The sequence below is a fragment of the Heyndrickxia sp. NPDC080065 genome (assembly GCF_050281185.1).
Lineage (GTDB): Bacteria > Bacillota > Bacilli > Bacillales > Bacillaceae_C > Heyndrickxia.
In genome coordinates, this window is the sequence record NZ_JBNNWS010000011.1 from 62,430 (window position 1) to 86,135 (window position 23,706).

Here is a 23,706-nt window from a genome sequence, read left to right on the forward strand (position 1 = left end):
AGTAGAAAAATGAAGGAATTTAAAAAATTTAAGCGAAATATACATTGAATACACTTTGAGAGGAGAATAAGATGAAAACTGCATTAGTATTAGGTGGAACAAGGTTCTTTGGAGTGAAACTAGTCCAATCCTTACTTGATAATGGTGTATCGGTAACGGTTGCTATCAGAGGGAACACACCTATACCTTTCTCAGATCAAGTAGATACGATTCAATTTGATCGAAATGATGTTGAATCTTTCCATACGGCATTCGAAGGCAGGGAGTGGGATATAGTATTTGATCAAATTTGTTATTCTTCAATCGACGCACGGAACGCCATTGATGTTTTTGAAAACAAGACGAAAAAATACATTTTCACCTCTACTTTATCGGTTTACGATATTGTCGACAGGGAACTAAATGAAAATGATTTTGACCCATACACTTATCCAATAAAGTATGAGGAACAAGATGATGTCACTTATCAAGAAGGAAAACGGCAAGCTGAAGCTGTTTTTTTTCAAAAATCACCATTCCCAGTTGTAACTGTTAGATTTCCGATCGTTCTAGGTGAAAATGATTATACACAAAGAATGATTTATTATATAGACAAAGTTATAAATGAAGAAACCATTTATTTAAGGAATCTAGAGGCTTCCATAAGCTTTATTAATGAAGATGAAGCAGGAAAATTTCTTAGCTGGATCAGCAGCACAGATTTCCAGGGACCAATTAATACTTGTACAAATGGAACGGTCACTTTAAAAGAATTTATAGCTTATATTGAAGAAGCTACAGGGAAAAAAGCAAAAGTAGAAATAAGTCAAGAGGACGATAAACAAACACCATATGCTATTCCAAGTACATGGACGATGTCGAATCAAAAAGCAACAGACTTAGGTTTTCAATTTCAGGATTTGCATGTATGGCTTCCTGAATTAATTAGGAACTCAATATCATAACAGTAATTAGGAAATATAGTCACATAAGGACTATATTTTCTTTTTTATGTCCGATCTTTTTGTAAAAATTGTCGTTAATAAACAGTCTAAACAGGAAATATGATGGATTTCGATCCTATTTTTTTATATGTCAGAGAAAAGAGCCTTAATAAATCACCTAAAGTAATCAAACACTATAAACTATTGTATAGATTTGTGTGAAGTATTAGGTTAATGTATGTAATATTATATTTTTATTGTTTGAAATTTTAAATTTAATTAAAATTACTATAGATTTTTACTTCTAAGAAGGAGGATATTCATGTTTGTTTGTTCGAATGAAGTGAAAGATGAACTGCTTCAGATCTTTCATCAGCTTCATCAAAATCCAGAAATTAGCTGGGAAGAAAAAGAAACGACGAAATTTTTAAAGGAACTTGTTGAGAAACACGGATGCCGAGTTTCGACATTTGAAAATAGTACAGGTTTAATCGCTGAAATAGGGAACGGAAAACCAGTCATTGCTATTCGTGCAGACATTGATGCATTGTGGCAGGAAGTGAATGGGAAGTTTCAAGCGAATCATTCATGTGGTCATGATGCACATATGACGATTGCAATTGGAGTCTTATTCTTACTAAAGAACACAGAGTTAAATGGTACAGTTCGGTTTATCTTTCAACCTGCTGAAGAAAAAGGACAGGGTGCGTTAAGCATGGTAGAAAAACAAGTCGTTGATGATGTTGATTACTTATTCGGTGTACATTTACGTCCTTTTCAAGAGGTGCCTAATGGTTATTGTTCTCCAATGATTATCCATGGTGCCTGTCGATTTATTAATGGAAAAATTATGGGCGATGATTTACATGGAGCTAGACCGCATCTAGGTGCTAATGCAATTGAGATAGGAGCAACACTCGATCAAATGCTGAAAACCATTCATATTGATCCACTTGTTCCATCATCAGTAAAGTTGACCAAGTTTCAAGCAGGAGGCGAGAGTTCTAACATTATCCCAGGACACGCCGAATTTAGTTTAGATATGAGAGCGCAAACAAATGAAGCCATGGAAAAAATGCAAGCAAAAATCGATTTAATGATCGATGCATTAGAACGATTTTACGAAGTGAAAATCCCATATAAGATAAGTTCAAATGTACCTGCAGCTGTTGCTAATGCTGACGCCACAAATTGTATGAAAAAAGCGATTATCCAAGTGTTAGGTATCGATAACTATGTACCACCGATACAAACAACGGGAGGCGATGATTTTCATTACTATACCATTAAGAGACCGGGGTTAAAAGCAACGATGTTAGGCCTTGGGTGCGATCTTAAGCCTGGGCTTCATCATCCGAATATGACATTTGATCATAAAGCAATGTTTACGGGTGCAGAAATTATAGCAACAGCCGTTGTAATGACGATGAACTCATAAGTAATAATCATAAAAAAGTCGTGATTATAAATGAAATAATCACGACTTTTTTACATTTTATCTTGCTTAAATTTATTTAAATGTTTCAATCAATAAGAAGAGATTCAACAAAATAACTAACGCTGCAACTACCCATGCAATAATGGTAGTAATCCGATGATTCGTAAGTCCGCCCATAATTTTTTTATTACTTGTAAACATAATAAGAGGAACGAGCGCGAAGGCAATTCCAAAGGATAAAATAACTTGGCTCATAATTAATGCATCTGTTGCATTTACACCCGAAATAATGATCGCAAGGGCAGGTATCATCGTTATTGCTCTTCGTAGATATAAATTTATTCGAACATTGATGAAACCTTGCATAACTACATCACCTGCCATCGTTCCTACTGAAGAACTAGACAATCCAGCAATTAATAAACCTAAACCAAAGGACATGGCTGCAACTGGCCCTACAAAATGACCAAATTCGTGAAAGGCAACATCTAAATCCTCTACGACCAAACCGTTTTTGAAAAATAATGCAGCTGAAATAATTAACATACACATATTAATTGCACCAGCGATAATCATAGCAATGATAATATCAATAAATTCGAATTTATAAATTCTTTTTTTCTCCATCTCATTTCTTCCTACAATCCGATTTTGTGTAAGCGAAGAATGTAGGTAAATTGCATGTGGCATAACGGTAGCACCTAATATACCGGCAGCCAATAATATACTATCCACACCTTGGAATTTAGGAGTAAACATTCCACCCAACACCGATCCTAAGTCTGGTTTTGCAAGAAATGTTTGAAAAGCAAATGCTAATACAACAATCAGTACCATTGCAGCAATTCCAGCTTCTAATGAGCGAAATCCACGGCGCTGTAGTTCTAATATAGCAAATGAGCCTGCAGCTGTAATGATTGCAGCTGGAATCATTGGAATATCAAATAGTAAATAAAGTCCCAGTGCTGCCCCGATAAATTCAGCCAAATCGGTTGCAATGATAACTAATTCACTTTGAATCCATAAAAAGATAGAAACTCCTTGTGGAAAATTTTCTCTCGAAACTTCAGGGAGGTTTTTTCCTGTGGCTATACCTAACTTCGCAGATAATGATTGTATTAGAACTGCCAATAAGTTGGAAAAGGCAATTACCCAGAGCAGTAGATAACCATATTTAGAACCTGCGGTGATATTTGTTGCGAAATTTCCGGGATCAATATATGCCACTGCAGCAATAAATGCTGGGCCTAAAAAGGGGAGAATTTTTTTAATTCCGCCAACCTCTCCTCTTAGTACTGCATCAGCGGATAGTTTTGTTTTACTCATTTTAGGGTTGTATTTACGAGTAAATGCTTTATCACTCAAGGTTTGTTTCCTCCCTATCTAAATGTAAACTTCGAACAAAAAAGTTTCCTTAAGGAAAGTCTAGACATGTTTTTATTTTATTCAATAATTATAAAAACGTAAACTATTTTCACTTGTTATTTTACCCAATAAAAATTTAGTTTCGACAATCAGTGACATGTGCTAATTGGAAAATAATGAGTTACAATGTTTCTATTAGAGAAGGAGTTTAAGCATTTAATTTCGAATACTTTCTATAATGTCTATAAATCTAAAGGAGCTGAATTCATGAATAAAGCAGGACTTACTTTTTCTATTGATTCATTTACCATAGAGGGTGGAAAGATAAAGGAATTTGCTTTAGCGATTGGCGATGATAATCCGATTTATTATGAAATAGGGTCAGCTAAAGATAATGGATATAAAGATATACCTATCCCTCCCACGTTTCCAACCGTTATCGAAATGTGGGGTGGTTTAGATTTTGAAACCCTTATACAAAAGCTAGAACTGGACCCATTAATGGTGCTCCATGGCGAACAGGAATACGAATACTTTGGTAATATTTATGCAGGGGATACTATTTCTTGTTCAGCTGAAGTCATTTCGCATATTGAGAAAAGGAGAATGGATTTTATTACCATCGAAGTAATTTATAAAAGAGATGGACAAGTTGTTCTTAAAAGTCGATCAACTATCATTGAAAGGCATTAATTATAGTCGAAAATGTAGGAGGAGTTTATATGCAGAATATAGAAACCATTCATAAACCAACGATCACTCATACTCAGCTTGTCCGATATGCAGGTGCTTCTGGTGATTTTAATCCCATCCATACTGTCGTACCAATTGGGGAAGAAGCAGGTTTAGGAGGAGTAATTGCACACGGCATGTTAATTATGGGGATGGCTGGAGAGGCATTAGGAAAATGGTTCCCACGTAAAAATTTACGTCAATTCAAAGTACGTTTTTCAGCAATGACGAAACCAGGAGAAAACTTATCCATTGAGGGTAGTATTATTGACGAAATAGAAATTAATGGGGAGAACAGGCTTGTCGGAAATGTTTTTGTGAAAAACAGTGAGGGTGAAACAAAATTAAAAGGACAATTCCAAGTATTGAAAGAGGATATGTGCCAATAATATCAGTTTAAATTGATATCAAAATAACAGAAACTTTAAAAGGCTTTGTAATTTTTCAACGCAATCACTTTTTCTTTCATTTTTCAAAAAAATAATTCTTAAAGTTTTTAATAAAATATTTTTTAATTTAACATTGTATAGTATGATTGTTTAAAGAATATTTCGATATACGAAAAAATAAACTATATAAAATTATATCTTTATATAAAAATGGATTCCTTTTCGAATCCATTTTATTAATATAGAGAGAGGAGAGGTTAAATGGGGAGTAAAACATCGACTGTGCCCTTATGGACGAGATCATTTAGTTTATTAATTATTGCCAATCTTTTTGTTTTTATGGGCTTTCAAATGTTGATTCCAACCATCCCCCCATATATTCAATCATTAGGAGCCTCAGGTATTGAAATTGGATTAGCCACAACATTATTTTCCATTGGGGCAGTCATTATTAGGCCATTTATTGGTTATTTTCTAGAATATAGGGAGCGGAAAGCACTTGTTATTATAGGTGCAATATCACTGTTAGTGATAACGATTTTGTATCCAGTTTCACAAATTGTCTTTATTTTTTTAGGCTTTCGATTATTGCACGGTATTGGTTGGGGTTGGTCAACAACTGCAAATGGAACAGCTGCAGTAGATGTGGTACCTAATGCAAGATTAGGTGAAGGTATGGGATATTTCGGTCTATCCGCTACGGTTGGAATGATCATTGCACCGAGTTTGGGAATTTTTCTCTATCAGCATTTTCAATTTTCCATCATTATTGTAGTGTCCACCATTTTAAGTGCTATTGCAATTTTGCTACTTGTAATTGTTAAGTACAAAACACCTGAAGTGGTGAAAAATAAACGTGCAGATGAGGTTCAATTTTCCTTTTTCGGCTCTTTAATTGAAAAGTCAAGCTGGTATCCGGCGTTTGTTACATTAATGGCGACATTTGGCTATGGAACGATTGTCACTTTTATTGTTATTTTTAGTGAGGAAAGAGGACTTCATCAAATCTATTTATTTTATTTATGTAATGCAGTGGTAGCAACTTTGGTTCGTCCTATAACTGGTAGATGGTTCGACAGAAAAGGGCCTAGAGCATTAATTTTAATCTGTGCTACTCTAACATTTATTGCTTTATGGGTTCTTTCTTTTGCAACTTCTAATATCTATATCATCATATCAGGTATTCTGTTTGGAGCTGGATATGGTTCATTAATTCCAACTCTACAAGCGTGGGTACTGCAAAAAACCGTACCAGAGCGACGTGGAGTAGCAAATGGGATGTTCTATTCAGCGATTGATTTAGGAATTGGAGCAAGCGGATTAATATTTGGAATTTTGGCTCAGGTCGTTTCAATCGGTACGTTATTTCAAATATCAAGCTTCTTTTTCCTATTTGTCATTATCTTCACCATTTTTTCTGGTCAAAAGAAAAAAATAAAACAAACACAGCGAGTAACACATGGATTATAAAGCTTGTCTTTTTTCTTAACATCATATAATTAATTTTCAAAACTATATATTAAAAGGAAAGAGCCTTTGACAATAAAAATCTAAAAAATGTATAGTTAAATCATGAAATACGTTTTCGTAAAGGTTGTTTTTGAAAATATTCTTGTTTTATCGTAAAAAGATAACTTTCAAATATAGCTCGGTTTCGGGGCATCTTTTCTAAAAAAATTAATTATTAGATGATTTGGCGGTTTTTATTAAGATTTTCTTTTCAAAAGCAACAAAGTTTTAGAAAAGAGCCTTCGTAAACAATAGTAGGGGGATACAGATGGATCAACGAACATTTCGCGATGCAATGGGAAAGTTTGCGACTGGTATCACAGTTGTAACAACTGAAGTAGATGGTGATATACATGGCATGACGGTGAATGCTTTTATGTCAATATCACTAGATCCAATGCTTGTTTTAGTATCGATAGATGAAAAAGCATCTATGTACGATAAGATTGTCCAAGCAGATAAATTTTCCATTAGCTTTTTAAAAGAAGACCAACAATCATATTCAATGATTTTTGCAAATCAACTAAAGCCAGAGAAACCTATTGATTTCGATCGTCTTAATGGACAGCCGATATTAAAGGACACACTTGCAGCTATTTCTTGTGAAAAATATGAATTGAAACAAGCTGGAGACCACATGCTCGTTATTGGTAAGGTTACTGATATCATTATTAACGACGGAAATCCACTTCTGTACTTTGAAGGAAAATATCACAATTTAAAAAAGTAATTGTTTAAAGGACATTTTTAAAAAATGTCCTTTTCTATATAATAGTATTCATTCTTTACCAACATTTCTGTCTTTGGGATAATGAGGTTATGAAACATTGGAGTAGGTGGTGAGAAAATTGATCAAAATATTAATTGCGAATCATGATGAATTTGAGGCAAAAGGAATTCAGTGGCTCATAGAGTCTTCTATATCAAATGTAACAGTAAAAGTAGCGTCTAATTTAGCAAATGCAATTACGGATCTTGAAAATGAACAGCCAGATATTTTTATCTATGAAATGAATATTGGTACTGATGAGTCACTAGTAAAAGCAATTAAAATCAATGAACCTGTAATTATTTCGTTAACGATGGAGGCAACCTATGGTGCTGCCAAGAAAGCAATTGATATCGGGACAAAATTTTTATTAATTAAGCCATTTTCTCCTCAAGAGTTGTTAAATAATATCAATTTAATCATTCGAGATTTTGATAGGAAAAGAAAGCAAACCGAGAAAATTTCTATTCACACATTGACACAAGAGGTAGTATATGAACAATTATTTTTAGCAGAAAGCAAACAGGCAAAACCATTTTTATTTGTTGCTTTTCAACCAGAAAAATCTAGTATTCTACCAATATTAAATAGTTTTTTAAAAGATTACTTATTCCCTGTGTCTCCTTTAATTTTCCCTTTAAGTGATATGACTATTTGTTTATTCAAAGATCAATCTCACGTAAATTGGAATGAAATTTGTAAACGCTTTATGTATGATTGGGAACATCATGAACAGGAGCCGATTTGTATCATCATAAATCAAGAAAAACAACCTGAATTAACTATTCATGAAAAATATATTCATACAAAAAAAATGACAGAGGTAACTTTCTTTGTCGGATACAGACAGGTACTTCAATTCAATAATAAATTACGGTGGAAGTTTATCGATCCGTTTTTAACACCAAGTGAGCAAAGACAGTGGATAAGCTTTCTAAATGAGGGAAATAAAGAAGGAATTTCTCAATTTTTATCCAGTGAGTTTTTACAATTTACAGACTCCTACCCAGATCCTGGTTTACTACGGATTCGCCTAACTAGTATTTTGGCGCAAATACGAAGGCATATGAAATCAGCTAACCTTGATCAAAGTATTTATGAACAAGAGTATTTAGAATTATTTGATACGATTTTATACGAGCCATTAATCTATCGTATTATACAAAAGCTATTAATTTTTACATCGAGAATAATTGATGCCGTTAAAGATACGAGTAAAAATCAGCATCTCGATATTATTGATAAATGTTTACACTATATGGAGCTAAATTATTGGAAACAAGACTTGGATTTAAGTGAATTGTCTAGCTATGTCGGACGAAATTCCACCTATTTAAGTCATTTATTCGTAGAAAAAACGAAGAAAACCTTTCGTGAAAGCTTAACAGACCTTAGGATTAAGGAAGCGAAAAGATTACTTATTGAGTCTGATATGACGATAAAAGAAATCGCAGCTTTAATAGGTTTCCAAAATCAACATTACTTTTCAAGAGTATTTAAAAATTCCGTAGGAAAGACTGCTAAGCAATTTCGAACAATTGAATCGATTGGCAATCGGTAGATAATGACTCGATTTTAAGAAGACAACCCCAAAAGAGGAACCAGTCGATACTAAACTGGTTCTTTTCTTCTGTTCTAAACAAATCAAATAAAATTATAAAAATATAAATTAATTATAAATTTGTTTACATTTTATTATAAAAAAGAAATGAAAAATATCATGTTTGTGCAAAAAAACTAATATTATTAAATTACTTTACTGAATTTTTCGTTTTTATAATAGAGGAAGGAAGTGAATATAATTTAGGAGGTAACAAATATGAAAACGGATACAAAAAGAGAGATTCATAATTATACAGGTACAGAATTGCATGCAAAAGGTTGGGTTCAAGAAGCAGCGCTAAGAATGCTAATGAACAATTTAAATAAAGATGTGGCAGAAAGACCTGAAGATCTTGTTGTATATGGAGGTATCGGAAAAGCTGCAAGGAACTGGGATTGTTATGATGCGATTGTAAAAACACTTCACGAGCTAGAATCAGATGAAACTTTGCTTGTACAATCCGGTAAGCCTGTTGCTGTCTTTAAAACACATGCAGATGCTCCACGAGTACTTATCGCCAATTCTAATCTAGTTCCTGCTTGGGCAAATTGGGATACGTTCCATGAGCTTGATAAAAAAGGGCTAATGATGTATGGACAGATGACTGCAGGCAGTTGGATCTATATAGGTAGTCAGGGAATTGTACAAGGAACTTATGAAACTTTTGCTGAATTAGCAAGGCAGCATTTTGGAGAATCGTTAAAACAAACGATCACTGTAACAGCTGGGCTTGGTGGAATGGGTGGAGCACAACCACTTGCTGTAACAATGGCTGAGGGTGTATGTATTGCCATTGAAGTAGATGAAACAAGAATTGATCGTCGAATTGAAACACGCTATTTGGATGTAAAAACGAATTCATTAGAGGAAGCAATTCGATTAGCAAAAGAAGCTAAGACAGAAGGAAAAGCCTTATCCATTGGATTATTGGGAAATGCTGCTGAAATTTTACCACAAATGATCAAAATAGGCTTTATCCCAGATGTACTAACAGATCAAACGTCTGCTCATGATCCTTTAAATGGTTACATTCCAGTAGGTTACAGTTTAGAAGCAGCCGAAAATTTACGTAAAGAAAATCCAGCTGAATATGTAAAATTATCAAAAGCAAGCATGGCTGATCATGTAAAGGCAATGCTTGTCATGCAAGAAAAAGGTGCGATTACCTTTGATTATGGAAACAATATCCGTCAAGTGGCAAAGGATGAAGGAGTGGATAATGCCTTCAATTTCCCTGGATTTGTTCCAGCATATATTCGTCCGCAATTTTGTGAAGGAAAAGGTCCTTTCCGTTGGGTAGCATTATCTGGTGATCCAGAAGATATTTATAAAACAGATGAAGTAATTCTTCGCGAATTTAGCGATAATAAACATTTATGTAATTGGATTAAAATGGCTCAGGAAAAAATTCAATTTCAAGGACTTCCATCACGCATTTGCTGGCTTGGTTACGGAGAACGTGCAAGATTTGGAAAAATCATCAATGATATGGTGGCAAAAGGTGAATTGAAAGCTCCAATCGTTATTGGACGTGATCATTTAGATTCAGGTTCTGTTGCCTCACCAAATCGTGAAACAGAAGGAATGAAGGATGGTAGTGATGCTGTTGCGGACTGGCCAATATTAAATGCTTTAATCAATGCAGTTGGCGGAGCAAGCTGGGTATCAGTTCATCATGGCGGCGGTGTAGGTATGGGCTATTCCTTACATGCAGGTATGGTTATTGTTGCTGACGGTACGAAAGAAGCAGAAAAACGACTTGAACGTGTATTAACTACTGATCCTGGAATGGGTGTTGTCCGTCATGTGGATGCAGGATATGATTTAGCCATAAAAACAGCAAATGATAAAGGAATTCATATTCCTATGCTTCGTTCATCAAATTAAAGAAGTAAATTTAACAGGTCAAGCGGGAGGAGTCAGCCCCTCATAATCATAAACCCAGCATTTTTGGATTGGGGCTGACCAAGACGCTTACGCTTTTCTAATAAGGAGGTACTAAAATTGTCAGAGAAACCAATTTTTATACAGCATGCGAATGAATTGATTACTGTCAGTGGAGGATCTGAAAAACCATTAACAAAAGAAGAGATGAATCATCTCGAGATAATTAACGATGGTGCAGCTTGGTTAGAGGATGGAATAATAAAGGCGGTAGGTACGACAGAGGAATTACAGGTGAAATTTTCAAACCGATTAGATGAAGCAATGATAATTGATGCAACAGGAAAAATCGTTTTACCAGGACTTATTGATCCGCATACCCATATTGTTTATGCAGGAAGTCGTGAAAATGAATTTAATATGCGTCTAAATGGCGCTACCTATATGGAAATTATGAATAATGGCGGCGGCATTCATGCAACAACTTCAAGGACTAGAGAAGCCTCTCATGAGGAATTACTTTCTGAAAGCAAAAAACGTTTAAACTCATTTTTAAAACATGGTGTAACAACCATCGAAGCAAAAAGTGGGTATGGTTTAGATTGGGAAACAGAAAAAAAACAACTTGAAGTAGCAAAACGCTTAAACGATGAACATGTGATTGATGTTGTAAGCACCTTTATGGGAGCACATGCTGTTCCTGCAAATTATAAGGAAAACCCTGACGAATTTGTAAGAATTGTCACCAAAGAGATGATTCCAGAAGTAGCAAAGGGAAATCTAGCCGAATTTAATGATGTCTTTTGTGAAAGAGGAGTTTTCACTCCGGAACAAAGTCGAAGAATCCTTGAAGCGGGTAAAAAGTATGATCTAATCCCGAAAATTCATGCTGATGAGATTGAACCATATGAGGGTGCTGAATTAGCGGCTGAGGTTGGAGCCATTTCTGCAGATCATTTATTACGAGCTTCAGATAATGGAATCAAAAAGATGGCCGAAAAAGGAGTAATAGGGGTGTTACTGCCTGGTACGGCATTTTTCTTAATGGCGGATTCAGCTCGAGGAAGAAAAATGATAGATGAAGGCGTACCAGTAGCTTTATCGACTGATTGTAATCCTGGCTCATCTCCCACAACATCCTTGCCATTTATTATGAATCTAGCTTGTATGAAAATGGGAATGACACCTGCAGAAGCAATTACAGCTTGTACGATTAATGCTGCTCATGCAATTAATCGCGGAAAAGAAATTGGAAGTCTAGAAGTCGGAAAGAAAGCCGATGTTGTCATTCTAAATGTTCCAAATTACATGCAGCTTCAATACCACTATGGAATGAATCATACAGATACAGTGATCAAGTCTGGAAAAATCGTTGTTGAGAAAGGTCAGTTAAGTTAAATAATATCTATTGAAGATAGAGGTATTTGTGGCTGTCTAATAAGTGCTCGACAATTAATAGACAGCCACATCTAATCAAACAAAGGGGTAATGATCATGGAAAATACAAAACTGAAATCTACTAATCTCCCTCAAATTCATTCAAATACGAATTGGAGCAATATATTAAAGTTCGTATGTTACAGTGCAATTGGAATATTTATGTTTTTTATTCCAATATCTATTAATGGCACATCATCCATCATGTTAGATCATATTGTTACATTTATACAAAAAAGCGTACCATCTATTATACCGTATTATGCATTAATTGTTATCTTATTTGGTGCAATCTATCCTTTTTATACAAAGACATGGAATAAGAATGGTATATCTATATTTTTTTCAATTTTCAAAGTAATAGGGCTATTGGTTGCATGTTTGCTTGTTTTTAAACTTGAACCAAAATGGCTGGGAGCTCCTGATATGGGACCATTTCTGTTTAATAAATTGGTTGTGTCTGTCGGGCTGCTCGTACCAATTGGTTCAGTTTTTCTCGCTCTATTAGTTGGCTATGGGTTATTAGAATTTATTGGTGTATTAATGCAACCTGTTATGCGACCAGTTTGGAAAACACCTGGCAGATCTGCTGTTGATGCAGTAGCATCTTTTGTTGGGAGTTATTCAATCGGTTTATTAATTACAAACCGTGTGTTTAAAGAAGGGAAATATACGGTGAAGGAAGCTGCTATCATTGCTACTGGGTTTTCTACCGTATCTGCTACATTTATGATTGTTGTCGCCAAAACACTTGGCTTGATGAACATGTGGAATCTTTATTTCTGGGCAACTTTAGTAATAACCTTTATTGTAACCGCTTTAACCGTTAGAATATGGCCGCTTCGTTCGATGAGTGATGAATATTACGATGGTGAAGGAAAACCGGAAGAACTTGTCAAAGGGGACCGCTTTAAACATGCTTGGAAGGAAGCAATGGTAGCTGCTCAAGGCTCACCTAGTCTTGGTAAAAATATTTGGGTCAATTTAAAAGATGGCTTTATTATGACAATGTCCATATTACCATCAATTCTCTCGGTTGGTTTATTGGGATTAGTATTAGCAGAATATACACCAGTCTTTGATATTATTGGTTATATTTTTTATCCAATCACAGCGTTGTTTCATCTTCCTGAACCATTACTCGCGGCAAAGGCAAGTGCTGTTTCAATTGCGGAGATGTTTTTACCAGCCTTGTTTGTGACGGGGAGTGCTCTTGTAACAAAATTTGTTATTGCTGTCGTATCAGTATCAGCGATTATTTTCTTTTCAGCATTAATTCCGTGTATCGTTTCTACTGATATACCAATCTCACTTCCAAAGCTAATTGTCATTTGGATTGAGCGTGTCATTTTAACTCTTATCATTACAATACCGATTGCATTTTTGCTTCTCTAGTTTAACTTAAACCTATAAATTCAAAAAATGAACTAAATCATTTCTTAATTATCGACGTTATTTTTATCCTTCCTTTTCTTTAAGGAAGGATATTTATTTTATCTATCGAAACTATTAAACAGTATAAAACAAATTCTAACATAAGGAGAAAACAAGCATGAATGTATGGTATGTCAGTTATGGATCTAATATTTGCTATGATCGATTTTTGTGTTACATAATTGGTGAAAAACCAACAGGATCTGATAAAAAAGAAAAAGGATGTCGTGATCAAACCACTCCAAAAGCAAATGAAAAGATAGAAATCCCGTATCCACTTTATTTTGCAAAAGAAAAAAGCAAATGGGGGGCAGGTGGAGTTGCTTTTATCGATTATGAAAAATTGAATGATCATAAAACATATGGTCGTATGTATTTAATAACAGAGGAACAATTTATTGACGTAGTAGCCCAAGAAAATGATCAGGAAAAAATAAATATTGATCTACAAGAAGTGATTAAAAATGGATTTTCTACGATTAATGATGGTTGGTACGGAAGAATTATGTATCTTGGTGTAAAAGACGGGGCTCCGATGTTTACATTTACAAGTAATCAACAAATCGAAAATGCCACCTTTAACGTGCCAACATCCTCTTATTTAAAAACTATTGCAAGAGGTTTAATACAAGTTGGTCTTTCCCACAGTGAAATAGTGGAGTACTTCTTAAAACAGCATGGAATAAAAGGCCATTTTACAAATGAAGAACTTTTTGAATATATTTTTCCTACCTTGAAGTTTTTAAAAGACCAATAAAAAATTTTTCCTCCCCTGTATCATTAGCTAGTGTACCGAATATAGTGAAGTAGGTATAGTATAACTACTTCATTTCAAGGGGGATTTATTTTGGGAGAAAAGTTAATAAAAATATCAGTAATCTACTTTCTGATAGGGATTGGGTTGGGCATGTATATGTCGATTACTCATCATTTTCAATATGCACCTTCACATGCACATATTAACTTATTAGGTTGGGCATCTCTCGCACTAGCTGGAATTATTTATCATCAATTTCCTGATGCAGGCAATAGCATATTAGGGAAGATTCACTTCTGGCTTCATAATATTGGTTTACCTATAATGATCATTGGTTTAATCATTTTAGAGGGTGGAAACGCTGATGTCGAGCCTGTCATTGCTACAGGTGCAACAATTGCTTCTGTTGGAATTCTTTTATTTGTAATCAATGTTTTAAAAAATGTTCGATCTAAATAAATATTAATTTTTTATGCCGGGATTTCCCGGCATTATTGCTTTTTACTAAGTTGCTCCTGTGCCATGCGAATCATTTCTCTTACCATATTACCGCCTATCGGGCCACCCACTTTTCCAGCTTCCTCTGATGTAAGATGTCCATTGTAACCTTTCTTTAACGGTACACCTTGTTCTTTAGCAACTTCATATTTTACATTGTTTGGTTCATTAGGATTTACTTGATAACCTTTATTAGCCATTACTTTTCCTTTAAAATCGTCTAATGCATTTCTTGCACCGGGAACTAACGTTCGTTTACTTCTTCTAGACATATTTATTCCTCCCTTAAAAAATAGTATGTCCGAAAAAGAGTAAATCACGACAATAAGATACAGCTTTCTTTCATTAGATCAGAAATATAGGTTTATTCATCAATTAACGATATCCAGCATATATTGTAAAGTCACTACATTATGAAAGCTTGGTGAAGGAATGGGGAAACCAATTGAGAAAAAGAAAGGGAATATTACAACAAGACCATTACCACATAACGGAAATGCGACATTACTTCATTATCAGGATGAACTAATAGAAATAGGAAAGATTGTAAAGAATTTAAAGGATAAAAATATACTCACTTCAATGTTGGAACTTCTATCGCAAACCGAAAATCTTAACAAAAATCAATTAAACATTCTCAAAAAGGGAGTTAGCAAAGGGATCGAGTCGGCAGTTTCTAGTCTTGAAGAAGAAAAAGATATAAACACATTTCAGTTAATGAAAATGATGAAAGATCCGGATATTAATCGATCGGTATCATTCTTTTTAGCTTTCTTTAAAGGAATGGGGAAAAGTTTATAGAATATAAATACCTACATGAATAATCGAGTGTAGGTATTTTTATTTTGCTGTTGTTAACCATAAATGTTATCCTAAAACATTGAGATATCCATTAATTAGAAAAAATATATAGTAAATAACCCGGGATTTCTAAAAATGTTTGTTGAAGAAAGGAATAGATAGAAATAATATATAATTAGGGGAGAAGAAATAGGAATATAATTTTAAAGGAAGTGCCGAATGAAGAAACATATACCTAACATATTAACATTTGGAAATTTATTTTGTGGCTTCTTATCAATTGGATACATCATAAATGGCGATAGCAAAAATGCAACAATTTTAATTTTTATTGCCATTATGCTAGACGCACTAGATGGAAGAGTAGCAAGAATATTAGGGGTATCTAATGAGATAGGAAAAGAACTAGATTCCCTAGCAGATATAGTGTCCTTTGGGGTAGCTCCGGCCTTTCTTACAGCACATACTTATTTTAGTGATTTTGGGATGTATGGGCTGATTGCATCAGGATTGCTTCCTTTATTCGGAGCTTATCGCTTAGCGAGATTCAATATAACATCAATGAATGAATCATTAAAGTATTTTAAGGGTATTCCAATTACTTTATCAGGTGGAATTATTGCATTTTTAGTTTTATTTGAAAGTTTTTTCTCCTTATGGGTGTTCATTCTAATTTATTATGGATTATGTATTTTAATGGTTAGTACAATAAAAATTCCAAGTTTGAAAAAAATCGGATTACCAAAAAACAGTGTACTTATAACATTATTCTTATTTTATATGTTTTATTTGGTAGCTAAAACAAAATTTGTACATATTCCTTTTTTCTATTATGTGGCTTTAGGGACTTACATACTATTTATCTTCGGAAGGTATATTAAAGAAAAAGAACCTAAATTTCCAAATAGAAAAATCGTATATCCTAGTAAACTTAAAATAAAAAGGTTTAAAAAAACAAATAATAAATAAAGACTAAAATTTAAAGAGATATACTATTACATTAAAATTTTTATGGAGTTCATGTATAATTGGCATAACTAGTATTACTTAGTTATGCCTTTTATTTTAGAATTTTTTTGTGGATAACTGAAAGGACCTTATATAAGAATGAAAAAAGCAAGGAATAAAAGAAAAATAAAAAAGAAATCACCATTGATTATTCTATTGATACCACTTATTGTATTAGCTTTTTATGGGATTATTCATAACCAAAAGCAAGAATCAAGAAAACATGAAACCAAAATCCAAGAATTAATTCCAAAAGAGTACATCCCAATTTATAAAGCAGCGGAAAAGAAGTATGGGGTTCCATGGTATGTACTTGCCGCGCATCATCGAGTTGAAACAAGATTCTCAACAATGGATCCAATGATATCACCAGTTGGGGCTGAAGGTCCGATGCAATTTATGCCGTGTACTTTTGTTGGTTGGCAGCATCCAACATGTAAAGGAAAAGGGAAAGGAAAAATCTCTAAAAAGGAAAAAGAAGATCCCGCCGTTATTAAGAAATATGGTGGATACGGTGTGGATGCCAATGGTGATGGAAAAGCGGATGTTTGGGATATTGAAGATGCTATTTTTAGTGCAGCAAATTATCTGTCACAAAATGGAGCCGCCAATGGAAAATTGCGAAAAGCGATTTATTCATACAATCATAGTGAACAATATGTTGAAGATGTCTTACATTATGTAGATCTTTATAAGAAAGCAGAATAATGTAGGAGAAGGCCTATACTAAATGATCGATTTAGAATAAATTTATTTAGATAGGGTATTTGAAAATTTAAAGGAGAGATTTCTTGGCAATGAAATATATTATACGATTGTTTATTCCCATAATGGTCGTATTCGCATTATCTGCATGTGTGAAAAATCAAACAGATCATAATAAGGAACCTGAAAAAGTTGTGACTAATACATCAAATGATCATCAATCAAAAACAATACATCAGGAAAATCAAATAATAAAAATGAAAGAACTTGCAGATAAAGGTGAGGTAGAAAATGCATCTACAAAACTCACTCAAAACTTTAAATATGTTCAGGAAAAGTGGGGGCAACCAGATAAGATTGATCAAGTAAATAATGGGTTTTATGCTGTTTACGATGAGAAAAAAATTACGTATGGATATAATAATAAAAACATCATCTACGACGTAAGATCCTATGATAAACAATTACAAAATCTTGATTTTAAATTGATCCAAAAAGTATTAGGTAAACCATATGATCAAAGAAAAAATAATGAAGAAAATATTGTCGTATATCAAGTGAATAAAAGCTATCAGCTGAAATTTATTATTAAGCAGTCTACAGGGAAAGTTGATCATATCTCCGTCTATGATCAGCAATGGGACCAAGCATGTTGTAAACAGGCCGAAAAGACAGATTATTTTCTGCCGATTAAAGGTAATAGCAATCAACTAAGTGATTTCGCATGGAAAAATATGATGAAATGGCGTGAGGATGCAGTTTTATTGGCTAAGAAACATAAAGAAGTCTCTGTAAATGGACCTAATGTAAAAAAAGTAGCTCTTACTTTTGATGATGGCCCTGACAATATAAACACTCCAGAAATTATCAATACTTTAGAAAAATTCCATGTAAAAGGAAATTTCTTTTTCATCGGAGAACGAGTAAAACAATATCCTGAAGTGGTCAAACAAGCTTACCAAAATGGCAATCTTGTTTTAAGCCACAGCTATTTCCATGATGATTTAACGAAAAAAAATTCAGCAGAAATGAAAAAAGATTTACTAGATACAGAAAAAGCAATTGAAAAAATCATTGGCAAAAAGCCAGCTATTCTTCGGCCTCCTTATGGTGAAACAAATCAGTCTGTCATATCAAATGCGAGTCAGCTTGGATATCATATTGTTTTATGGTCAATCGATACACTTGATTGGTCACAAAAAGATTATGAAAATATAGTTAAAAACGTTGTATCGAATGTTCGAAATGGCGACATCATATTAATGCATTCAAACGATGATAAAGCAGAAACAGCAAAAGCGGTCCCGATCATAATCGAAGAATTAAACAAAAAAGGCTTTGAAATAGTTGATTTATCGGAGTTATTAAGTATTCAACCTTACAAATAGGTACTAGGAAATTTTCCTAGTACCTTATTTCATGTGTTTTTCCTAGGCTGTTTTCGTATAAATTGTTGCTTTTCGCATCTAGTGTGAATCCTAAATAAATATAATGTCGTGCTCTTTTCTACATTCTATATTTCATTTTGATAGCGGAAAATAACCGTAAAAATCCTACTGCCGATTTTTACTCTATTTACAAATAGCAACAAAGTTTAAGAAAAGAGCTTTTTCCTACATATCATGTCCTTGGTTATGTTTTTGGCGCGTATGATTTCGGTTTTTAACCTTTTTTGAACCGCTTAATGGTTCTGGTTGGTTAGAATTATCTCCTTTTGGAGCATTTTTCCTCATATCTTTTCCATCATTTTTATTAGCCATTATAATTATCCCTCCTTTAGATAGATTGTGTTATTCCGACCTGTTTATACCGTATAATTTATGAAAATCTGCACAATCTTAAGTATGTAATGATCGTTTTAAAAAACGATGAAAGCAATAATAAACTAATCATGATTAGCAATTTTGAAAAGGAGCAGAAATATGGCATATCATAAAAATAAACAACAAGCGTTTCAAGCTGCACAAAAAAGTTTTGAACAAGTAAAAGATGGTTATTCCAATTTGGTTCAAGATAGTGCCGGCTATGGACAACAATTGAAGCATTTAAAACAAGAGGTAAATGAAACTTATCAACAAATTGAAAATGCAATGGAAGTTGCTAGTCAAACACAAAAAGAGCAGCTAACAAAATATCTTTCCGATATCGAACAAATTGTAAATGAAGTGAATATGGAACAATAATAAAAACTCGTCTGGGCGACGGACAAAAAGAGAACACCTTCCCAATAGTCAACAGCCCCTAAAGACGAGTTTTTCACTTAATTATTGATTTTTCTTCCGCTTTTTGTTGTTTTGCTTTTGTTTTTCAGTCAGAGGTTCATTTGAAAATTCTTCGTTATATCCAGTTCCTTTTCCTTGAGCTTTAGCGGCATTCATTCCTGGTATTATATGATTCGCCTTTCTTTTCACCATTTAATTTCACCTCCTTGTATATTGTTTACAGTGGGAGATGAAATTAAACAAAGGCTTAATCTTAAACTTAAAAAGGACCTAATATTAGTGTGTAATTAAATTTTCGAATCTCCATTAGAATTCAACATTTCTGAAAAAACTTTTATTTATTTGATTCATTATTTCTCTAATATAATTATTTCACTAGAGATAATGTATATATAAAGGGGAATAGGAATGAACAAAATACTTACTATCATATTTGGGTCATTAATCGTAAGTGCAGCATATAATTTTTTTCTCATACCTCACGGAATTTTAAGTAGTGGATTAAGTGGAATTGCCATTATGTTTGGACTCATTACTCCTATTAATACGGGAATAATTAACTTTTTACTTAATCTTCCTTTGCTGATTATAGGAGTTTTCAAGTTAGGTAAACAATTTATTTTCTACACAATCTTATCTGTTGTTGTTATTTCATTAGGATTATTTGTGATACCTATTAAACAAATTTCAACTGAACCTATTCTTTCTTCATTATTTGGTGGAGTATTGACTGGATTAGGAATTGGTCTAATATTTAGAGTTTCAGGTTCATCTGGCGGATTCGATATCCTTGCGATGCTGTTAAATAAGAAAAAAGATTTCCCTTTAGGTTCTATACTCTCTGCTATGAATGCAGTTGTTGTGATTATTTCCGGATTCATATTTAGCTGGGATGCCGCCTTAAACACAATGGTAACAATATATGCAACTGGGAAAGTAATTGATACAATTCACACCAAGCATATAAAGCTTACACTAATGATCGTTACTGATAAGGGCAAAGAAATGAAAGAGAAGCTCCTCTCATGTGTTTATCGAGGTATAACCTTAATAGATGGGGAAGGTGCATATTCTGGTGAAAATCGAAAAATTCTGATGACTGTAATCACACGTTATCAACTAACTGAAGTAAAATCTTTAATTAAAGAAATTGATCCAAATGCTTTTGTAAATATCACTGAAACAACTGAAGTGATGGGATCGTTTCATCGGAATTAACATGACAAATTTCTACCAATAAGAAATTCTTATTAAAAACAATAACTTTCTTGTTATTTACTTATGTAAATTCTTGTATTAAGATGTTATTATGTGAAAAGTTAATGAACATATTTCGAGCTTTTCGTAAAAATTATAAGCAATTATGACAATTGTTGAAAAAGGGGGAATCTCAGGTGGCTAAAAACGATTTATTTAACGCTCGCACTTCATTCGACTTAGAAGGCAAACGTTATAACTTCTATCGTCTTACTGCACTTGAAGAAGCAGGTATAGCGAAAGTATCTCGCTTACCATACTCTGTAAAAGTATTATTAGAATCTGTACTTCGCCAACTGGATGGCCGTGTCATTACAAAAGAACATGTAGAAAACTTAGCAAAATGGGGATCTGAAGAAGTAAAAGACGCAGAAGTGCCTTTCAAACCTTCTCGTGTTATTCTTCAAGACTTCACAGGTGTACCAGCAGTAGTAGACCTTGCATCATTACGTAAAGCAATGGCAGACTTAGGTGGAAATCCTGATAAAATTAATCCTGAAATTCCAGTAGATCTTGTAATTGACCATTCAGTACAAGTTGATAAATATGGTACTCCGGATGCACTTAAAGCAAATATGGATTTTGAATTTGAACGTAATGCAGAGCGTTATCAATTCTTAAGCTGGGCTACAAAAGCATTTGATAACTACCGTGCAGTTCCACCAGCAACAGGTATCGTTCACCAAGTTAACTTAGAATACTTAGCAAGTGTTGTTCATGCAATTGAAACAGCTGACGGTGAATTTGAAGCATTCCCTGATACTCTAGTTGGTACCGACTCCCATACAACTATGATCAATGGTATTGGTGTTCTTGGTTGGGGTGTTGGTGGTATTGAAGCAGAAGCAGGTATGCTTGGACAGCCTTCATACTTCCCAATTCCAGAAGTAATCGGTGTTAAACTTGTTGGTGAACTTCCAAATGGAGCTACTGCTACTGACTTAGCACTTAAAGTAACACAAGTTCTACGTCAAAAAGGTGTAGTTGGTAAATTTGTTGAGTTCTTCGGTCCTGGTGTATCAGTATTACCACTTGCAGATCGTGCAACAATTGCAAATATGGCACCTGAATATGGAGCTACATGTGGTTTCTTCCCAGTAGATGCCGAAAGCATAGAATATCTTCGTCTAACTGGTCGCCCTGAAGAGCAAATTAAACTTGTTGAAAAATATCTTCAAGAAAACAACATGTTCTTCACTCCTGAAAACGAAGAACCAGTATATACAGATGTAGTTGAAATTAATTTATCTGAAATCGAAGCAAATCTTTCAGGTCCTAAACGTCCACAAGACTTAATTCCGCTTTCTAAAATGCAAAAAGCATTCCAAGAAGCATTAACTGCACCTGTAGGTAACCAAGGCTTCGGATTAACTGATAAAGAAATTAATAAAGAAGCAGTTGTTAAATTTGATAATGGTGATGAAGCAACAATGAAAACAGGTGCTGTTGCCATTGCTGCGATTACAAGCTGTACAAACACATCTAACCCATATGTTATGTTAGGCGCTGGATTAGTAGCGAAAAAAGCAGTTGAGAAAGGATTAGAAGTTCCTAAATATGTTAAAACTTCTTTAGCACCTGGTTCTAAAGTTGTTACTGGTTATTTAAGAGATTCTGGTTTACTTCCATATTTAGAACAAATTGGATTCAACCTTGTTGGTTATGGATGTACAACATGTATCGGTAACTCTGGTCCTCTTAAAGACGAAATCGAAAAGACTATTGCAGATAGCGATTTACTTGTTACTTCAGTACTTTCTGGTAACCGTAACTTTGAAGGACGTATCCACCCGCTTGTAAAAGCAAACTACTTAGCATCACCACCGCTAGTTGTTGCTTATGCATTAGCAGGTACTGTGGACATCGATCTTGTAAACGAACCAATTGGAAAAGATAAAGATGGCAACGATGTATTCATGAAAGATATTTGGCCATCTACTGAGGAAGTAAATGAAGCAGTAAAACAAAGTGTAACACCTGAATTATTCCGTAAAGAATATGAAAGTGTATTCGACGATAATAAACGTTGGAATGAAATCAAAACAAGTAATGATCCTTTATATACTTGGGATGAAAAATCAACTTATATTGCGAATCCGCCATTCTTTGAAAATCTTTCACCAAATCCAGACGAAGTTAAACCATTATCTAGTCTTCGTGTTATAGCTAAATTCGGTGATTCTGTAACAACTGACCATATTTCACCAGCTGGTGCAATTGGTAAAGATACACCTGCAGGTAAATACTTACGTGAAAACGGAGTAGAGCCTCGTGAATTTAACTCTTATGGTTCTCGTCGTGGTCACCATGAAGTAATGATGCGTGGTACATTTGCGAATATCCGTATTCGTAACCAAATTGCTCCTGGAACAGAGGGTGGCTATTCTACTTACTGGCCAACTAATGAAGTAACTTCAATGTATGATGCTTGCATGAAATACAAAGAAGAAGGTACTGGATTAGTTGTTCTTGCTGGTAAAGATTACGGAATGGGATCATCTCGTGACTGGGCAGCAAAAGGTACAAATCTACTTGGTATTAAAACAGTTATTGCAGAAAGCTTTGAACGTATCCACCGTTCTAACCTTGCATTGATGGGTGTATTACCTCTTCAATTTAAGAAAGGTGAAAACGCAGAAACACTTGGTTTAACTGGTAAAGAAATCATTGATGTTCAAATCGATGAAAATATTAAACCACGTGATATTGTGACAGTAACTGCTACTGATGAAGCTGGAAACAAAAAACAATTTGAAGTACTTGTACGTTTTGATTCAGACATTGAAATTGATTACTATCGTCATGGTGGTATTTTACAAATGGTACTTCGCGATAAGCTTCAAGCTTAATATCGTAAAATTTCAACACACTCTGTAAATTACAGAGTGTGTTTTTTTATTGTCTAGCTCCTGCGCTTCCTCTTTTCGTAATTCTAATATAAGATTTTCTACATATAAATGACAGTACAAGCTATA

At 34.0% G+C, this 23,706-nt stretch carries 23 protein-coding genes; 19 read left to right on the forward strand and 4 right to left on the reverse strand.

Annotation, left to right across the window (positions count from 1 at the left end):
• Positions 1-71: 71 nt before the first annotated feature.
• Positions 72-944, forward strand: a complete 873-nt coding sequence (locus ACQKP0_RS14625) for an NAD(P)H-binding protein (protein ID WP_427406593.1) — start codon at positions 72-74, stop codon at positions 942-944.
• A gap of 301 nt (positions 945-1,245) precedes the next feature.
• Positions 1,246-2,361 (forward strand): M20 peptidase aminoacylase family protein, encoded by a 1,116-nt coding sequence (locus ACQKP0_RS14630; protein ID WP_427406594.1) that lies wholly within the window; start codon positions 1,246-1,248, stop codon positions 2,359-2,361.
• Positions 2,362-2,433: 72 nt separating this feature from the next.
• On the opposite strand, the gene ACQKP0_RS14635 is transcribed toward ACQKP0_RS14630, so the two are convergent.
• The gene (locus tag ACQKP0_RS14635; protein ID WP_427406595.1) at positions 2,434-3,726 is read right to left on the reverse strand and encodes an Nramp family divalent metal transporter; all 1,293 of its coding nucleotides are present in this window, start codon (positions 3,724-3,726) and stop codon (positions 2,434-2,436) included.
• 267 nt (positions 3,727-3,993) lie between these two features.
• Here ACQKP0_RS14635 and ACQKP0_RS14640 point away from each other — a divergent pair, with 267 nt between their 5' ends.
• From ACQKP0_RS14640 to ACQKP0_RS14685, 10 genes are all read left to right on the forward strand, one after another.
• Entirely contained in the window at positions 3,994-4,419 is a 426-nt protein-coding gene (locus ACQKP0_RS14640; RefSeq protein ID WP_427406596.1) for an FAS1-like dehydratase domain-containing protein, read from the forward strand.
• Between the two features lie 29 nt (positions 4,420-4,448).
• Positions 4,449-4,847 (forward strand): MaoC/PaaZ C-terminal domain-containing protein, encoded by a 399-nt coding sequence (locus tag ACQKP0_RS14645; RefSeq protein WP_427406597.1) that lies wholly within the window; start codon positions 4,449-4,451, stop codon positions 4,845-4,847.
• Between the two features lie 261 nt (positions 4,848-5,108).
• Positions 5,109-6,317, forward strand: coding sequence for an MFS transporter (locus ACQKP0_RS14650; protein ID WP_427406598.1), 1,209 nt, complete (start codon positions 5,109-5,111; stop codon positions 6,315-6,317).
• Positions 6,318-6,624: 307 nt separating this feature from the next.
• Positions 6,625-7,086: a flavin reductase family protein gene (locus ACQKP0_RS14655; RefSeq protein WP_427406599.1), complete on the forward strand. Its 462-nt coding sequence runs from the start codon at positions 6,625-6,627 to the stop codon at positions 7,084-7,086.
• Positions 7,087-7,204: 118 nt separating this feature from the next.
• Entirely contained in the window at positions 7,205-8,686 is a 1,482-nt protein-coding gene (locus tag ACQKP0_RS14660) for a helix-turn-helix domain-containing protein (protein WP_427406600.1), read from the forward strand.
• A gap of 258 nt (positions 8,687-8,944) precedes the next feature.
• Entirely contained in the window at positions 8,945-10,615 is a 1,671-nt protein-coding gene (gene hutU, locus ACQKP0_RS14665; RefSeq protein WP_427406601.1) for a urocanate hydratase, read from the forward strand.
• A 117-nt stretch (positions 10,616-10,732) separates the two neighbouring features.
• Entirely contained in the window at positions 10,733-12,010 is a 1,278-nt protein-coding gene (gene hutI / locus ACQKP0_RS14670) for an imidazolonepropionase (RefSeq protein WP_427406602.1), read from the forward strand.
• A 96-nt stretch (positions 12,011-12,106) separates the two neighbouring features.
• Positions 12,107-13,444, forward strand: coding sequence for a YjiH family protein (locus tag ACQKP0_RS14675; protein ID WP_427406603.1), 1,338 nt, complete (start codon positions 12,107-12,109; stop codon positions 13,442-13,444).
• Positions 13,445-13,601: 157 nt separating this feature from the next.
• Positions 13,602-14,240 carry a hypothetical protein gene (locus tag ACQKP0_RS14680; protein WP_427406604.1) on the forward strand — a complete coding sequence of 213 codons (639 nt, stop codon included), beginning with the start codon at positions 13,602-13,604 and terminating at the stop codon, positions 14,238-14,240.
• Positions 14,241-14,330: 90 nt separating this feature from the next.
• The gene (locus ACQKP0_RS14685) at positions 14,331-14,699 is read left to right on the forward strand and encodes a cytochrome-c oxidase (protein ID WP_427406605.1); all 369 of its coding nucleotides are present in this window, start codon (positions 14,331-14,333) and stop codon (positions 14,697-14,699) included.
• 32 nt (positions 14,700-14,731) lie between these two features.
• Here the strand turns inward: ACQKP0_RS14685 and ACQKP0_RS14690 are convergent, their stop codons facing one another.
• Positions 14,732-15,010 (reverse strand): small, acid-soluble spore protein, alpha/beta type, encoded by a 279-nt coding sequence (locus ACQKP0_RS14690; protein WP_427406606.1) that lies wholly within the window; start codon positions 15,008-15,010, stop codon positions 14,732-14,734.
• 160 nt (positions 15,011-15,170) lie between these two features.
• Between ACQKP0_RS14690 and ACQKP0_RS14695 the strand changes: the two genes are divergently transcribed.
• From ACQKP0_RS14695 to ACQKP0_RS14710, 4 genes are all read left to right on the forward strand, one after another.
• A complete protein-coding gene (locus ACQKP0_RS14695) occupies positions 15,171-15,539 on the forward strand; it encodes a DUF1641 domain-containing protein (protein ID WP_427406607.1) in 369 nt (122 codons plus the stop codon).
• Between the two features lie 219 nt (positions 15,540-15,758).
• The gene (gene pssA / locus ACQKP0_RS14700) at positions 15,759-16,508 is read left to right on the forward strand and encodes a CDP-diacylglycerol--serine O-phosphatidyltransferase (RefSeq protein WP_427406608.1); all 750 of its coding nucleotides are present in this window, start codon (positions 15,759-15,761) and stop codon (positions 16,506-16,508) included.
• A 138-nt stretch (positions 16,509-16,646) separates the two neighbouring features.
• A complete protein-coding gene (locus tag ACQKP0_RS14705) occupies positions 16,647-17,255 on the forward strand; it encodes a lytic transglycosylase domain-containing protein (RefSeq protein WP_427406609.1) in 609 nt (202 codons plus the stop codon).
• An 89-nt stretch (positions 17,256-17,344) separates the two neighbouring features.
• The gene (locus tag ACQKP0_RS14710; protein ID WP_427406610.1) at positions 17,345-18,640 is read left to right on the forward strand and encodes a polysaccharide deacetylase family protein; all 1,296 of its coding nucleotides are present in this window, start codon (positions 17,345-17,347) and stop codon (positions 18,638-18,640) included.
• Positions 18,641-18,865: 225 nt separating this feature from the next.
• Here the strand turns inward: ACQKP0_RS14710 and ACQKP0_RS14715 are convergent, their stop codons facing one another.
• Positions 18,866-19,012: a small acid-soluble spore protein P gene (locus ACQKP0_RS14715; RefSeq protein WP_427406611.1), complete on the reverse strand. Its 147-nt coding sequence runs from the start codon at positions 19,010-19,012 to the stop codon at positions 18,866-18,868.
• Between the two features lie 162 nt (positions 19,013-19,174).
• Here ACQKP0_RS14715 and ACQKP0_RS14720 point away from each other — a divergent pair, with 162 nt between their 5' ends.
• The gene (locus ACQKP0_RS14720; protein WP_427406612.1) at positions 19,175-19,435 is read left to right on the forward strand and encodes a hypothetical protein; all 261 of its coding nucleotides are present in this window, start codon (positions 19,175-19,177) and stop codon (positions 19,433-19,435) included.
• A gap of 81 nt (positions 19,436-19,516) precedes the next feature.
• On the opposite strand, the gene sspO is transcribed toward ACQKP0_RS14720, so the two are convergent.
• Entirely contained in the window at positions 19,517-19,666 is a 150-nt protein-coding gene (gene sspO / locus ACQKP0_RS14725; RefSeq protein ID WP_427406613.1) for a small acid-soluble spore protein O, read from the reverse strand.
• Between the two features lie 216 nt (positions 19,667-19,882).
• Here sspO and ACQKP0_RS14730 point away from each other — a divergent pair, with 216 nt between their 5' ends.
• Together ACQKP0_RS14730 and acnA are read left to right on the forward strand one after the other, a co-directional pair.
• Positions 19,883-20,692, forward strand: coding sequence for a YitT family protein (locus ACQKP0_RS14730; RefSeq protein ID WP_427406614.1), 810 nt, complete (start codon positions 19,883-19,885; stop codon positions 20,690-20,692).
• A gap of 176 nt (positions 20,693-20,868) precedes the next feature.
• Positions 20,869-23,580, forward strand: a complete 2,712-nt coding sequence (gene acnA / locus ACQKP0_RS14735) for an aconitate hydratase AcnA (RefSeq protein ID WP_427406615.1) — start codon at positions 20,869-20,871, stop codon at positions 23,578-23,580.
• Positions 23,581-23,706 lie beyond the last annotated feature (126 nt).

Excerpts from the sequence above, each read along its gene's own strand:
- ACQKP0_RS14715 (WP_427406611.1), bottom strand. The coding sequence starts at position 19,012 with ATGGCTAATAAAAATGATGGAAAAGATATGAGGAAAAATGCTCCAAAA.
- ACQKP0_RS14720 (WP_427406612.1), top strand. The coding sequence starts at position 19,175 with ATGGCATATCATAAAAATAAACAACAAGCGTTTCAAGCTGCACAAAAA.
- pssA (WP_427406608.1), top strand. The coding sequence starts at position 15,759 with ATGAAGAAACATATACCTAACATATTAACATTTGGAAATTTATTTTGT.
- hutU (WP_427406601.1), top strand. The coding sequence starts at position 8,945 with ATGAAAACGGATACAAAAAGAGAGATTCATAATTATACAGGTACAGAA.
- ACQKP0_RS14675 (WP_427406603.1), top strand. The coding sequence starts at position 12,107 with ATGGAAAATACAAAACTGAAATCTACTAATCTCCCTCAAATTCATTCA.
- ACQKP0_RS14695 (WP_427406607.1), top strand. The coding sequence starts at position 15,171 with ATGGGGAAACCAATTGAGAAAAAGAAAGGGAATATTACAACAAGACCA.
- ACQKP0_RS14730 (WP_427406614.1), top strand. The coding sequence starts at position 19,883 with ATGAACAAAATACTTACTATCATATTTGGGTCATTAATCGTAAGTGCA.
- ACQKP0_RS14645 (WP_427406597.1), top strand. The coding sequence starts at position 4,449 with ATGCAGAATATAGAAACCATTCATAAACCAACGATCACTCATACTCAG.
- ACQKP0_RS14630 (WP_427406594.1), top strand. The coding sequence starts at position 1,246 with ATGTTTGTTTGTTCGAATGAAGTGAAAGATGAACTGCTTCAGATCTTT.
- sspO (WP_427406613.1), bottom strand. The coding sequence starts at position 19,666 with ATGGTGAAAAGAAAGGCGAATCATATAATACCAGGAATGAATGCCGCT.
- ACQKP0_RS14705 (WP_427406609.1), top strand. The coding sequence starts at position 16,647 with ATGAAAAAAGCAAGGAATAAAAGAAAAATAAAAAAGAAATCACCATTG.
- ACQKP0_RS14650 (WP_427406598.1), top strand. The coding sequence starts at position 5,109 with ATGGGGAGTAAAACATCGACTGTGCCCTTATGGACGAGATCATTTAGT.
- ACQKP0_RS14710 (WP_427406610.1), top strand. The coding sequence starts at position 17,345 with ATGAAATATATTATACGATTGTTTATTCCCATAATGGTCGTATTCGCA.
- ACQKP0_RS14655 (WP_427406599.1), top strand. The coding sequence starts at position 6,625 with ATGGATCAACGAACATTTCGCGATGCAATGGGAAAGTTTGCGACTGGT.
- ACQKP0_RS14640 (WP_427406596.1), top strand. The coding sequence starts at position 3,994 with ATGAATAAAGCAGGACTTACTTTTTCTATTGATTCATTTACCATAGAG.
- ACQKP0_RS14680 (WP_427406604.1), top strand. The coding sequence starts at position 13,602 with ATGAATGTATGGTATGTCAGTTATGGATCTAATATTTGCTATGATCGA.
- ACQKP0_RS14690 (WP_427406606.1), bottom strand. The coding sequence starts at position 15,010 with ATGTCTAGAAGAAGTAAACGAACGTTAGTTCCCGGTGCAAGAAATGCA.
- ACQKP0_RS14625 (WP_427406593.1), top strand. The coding sequence starts at position 72 with ATGAAAACTGCATTAGTATTAGGTGGAACAAGGTTCTTTGGAGTGAAA.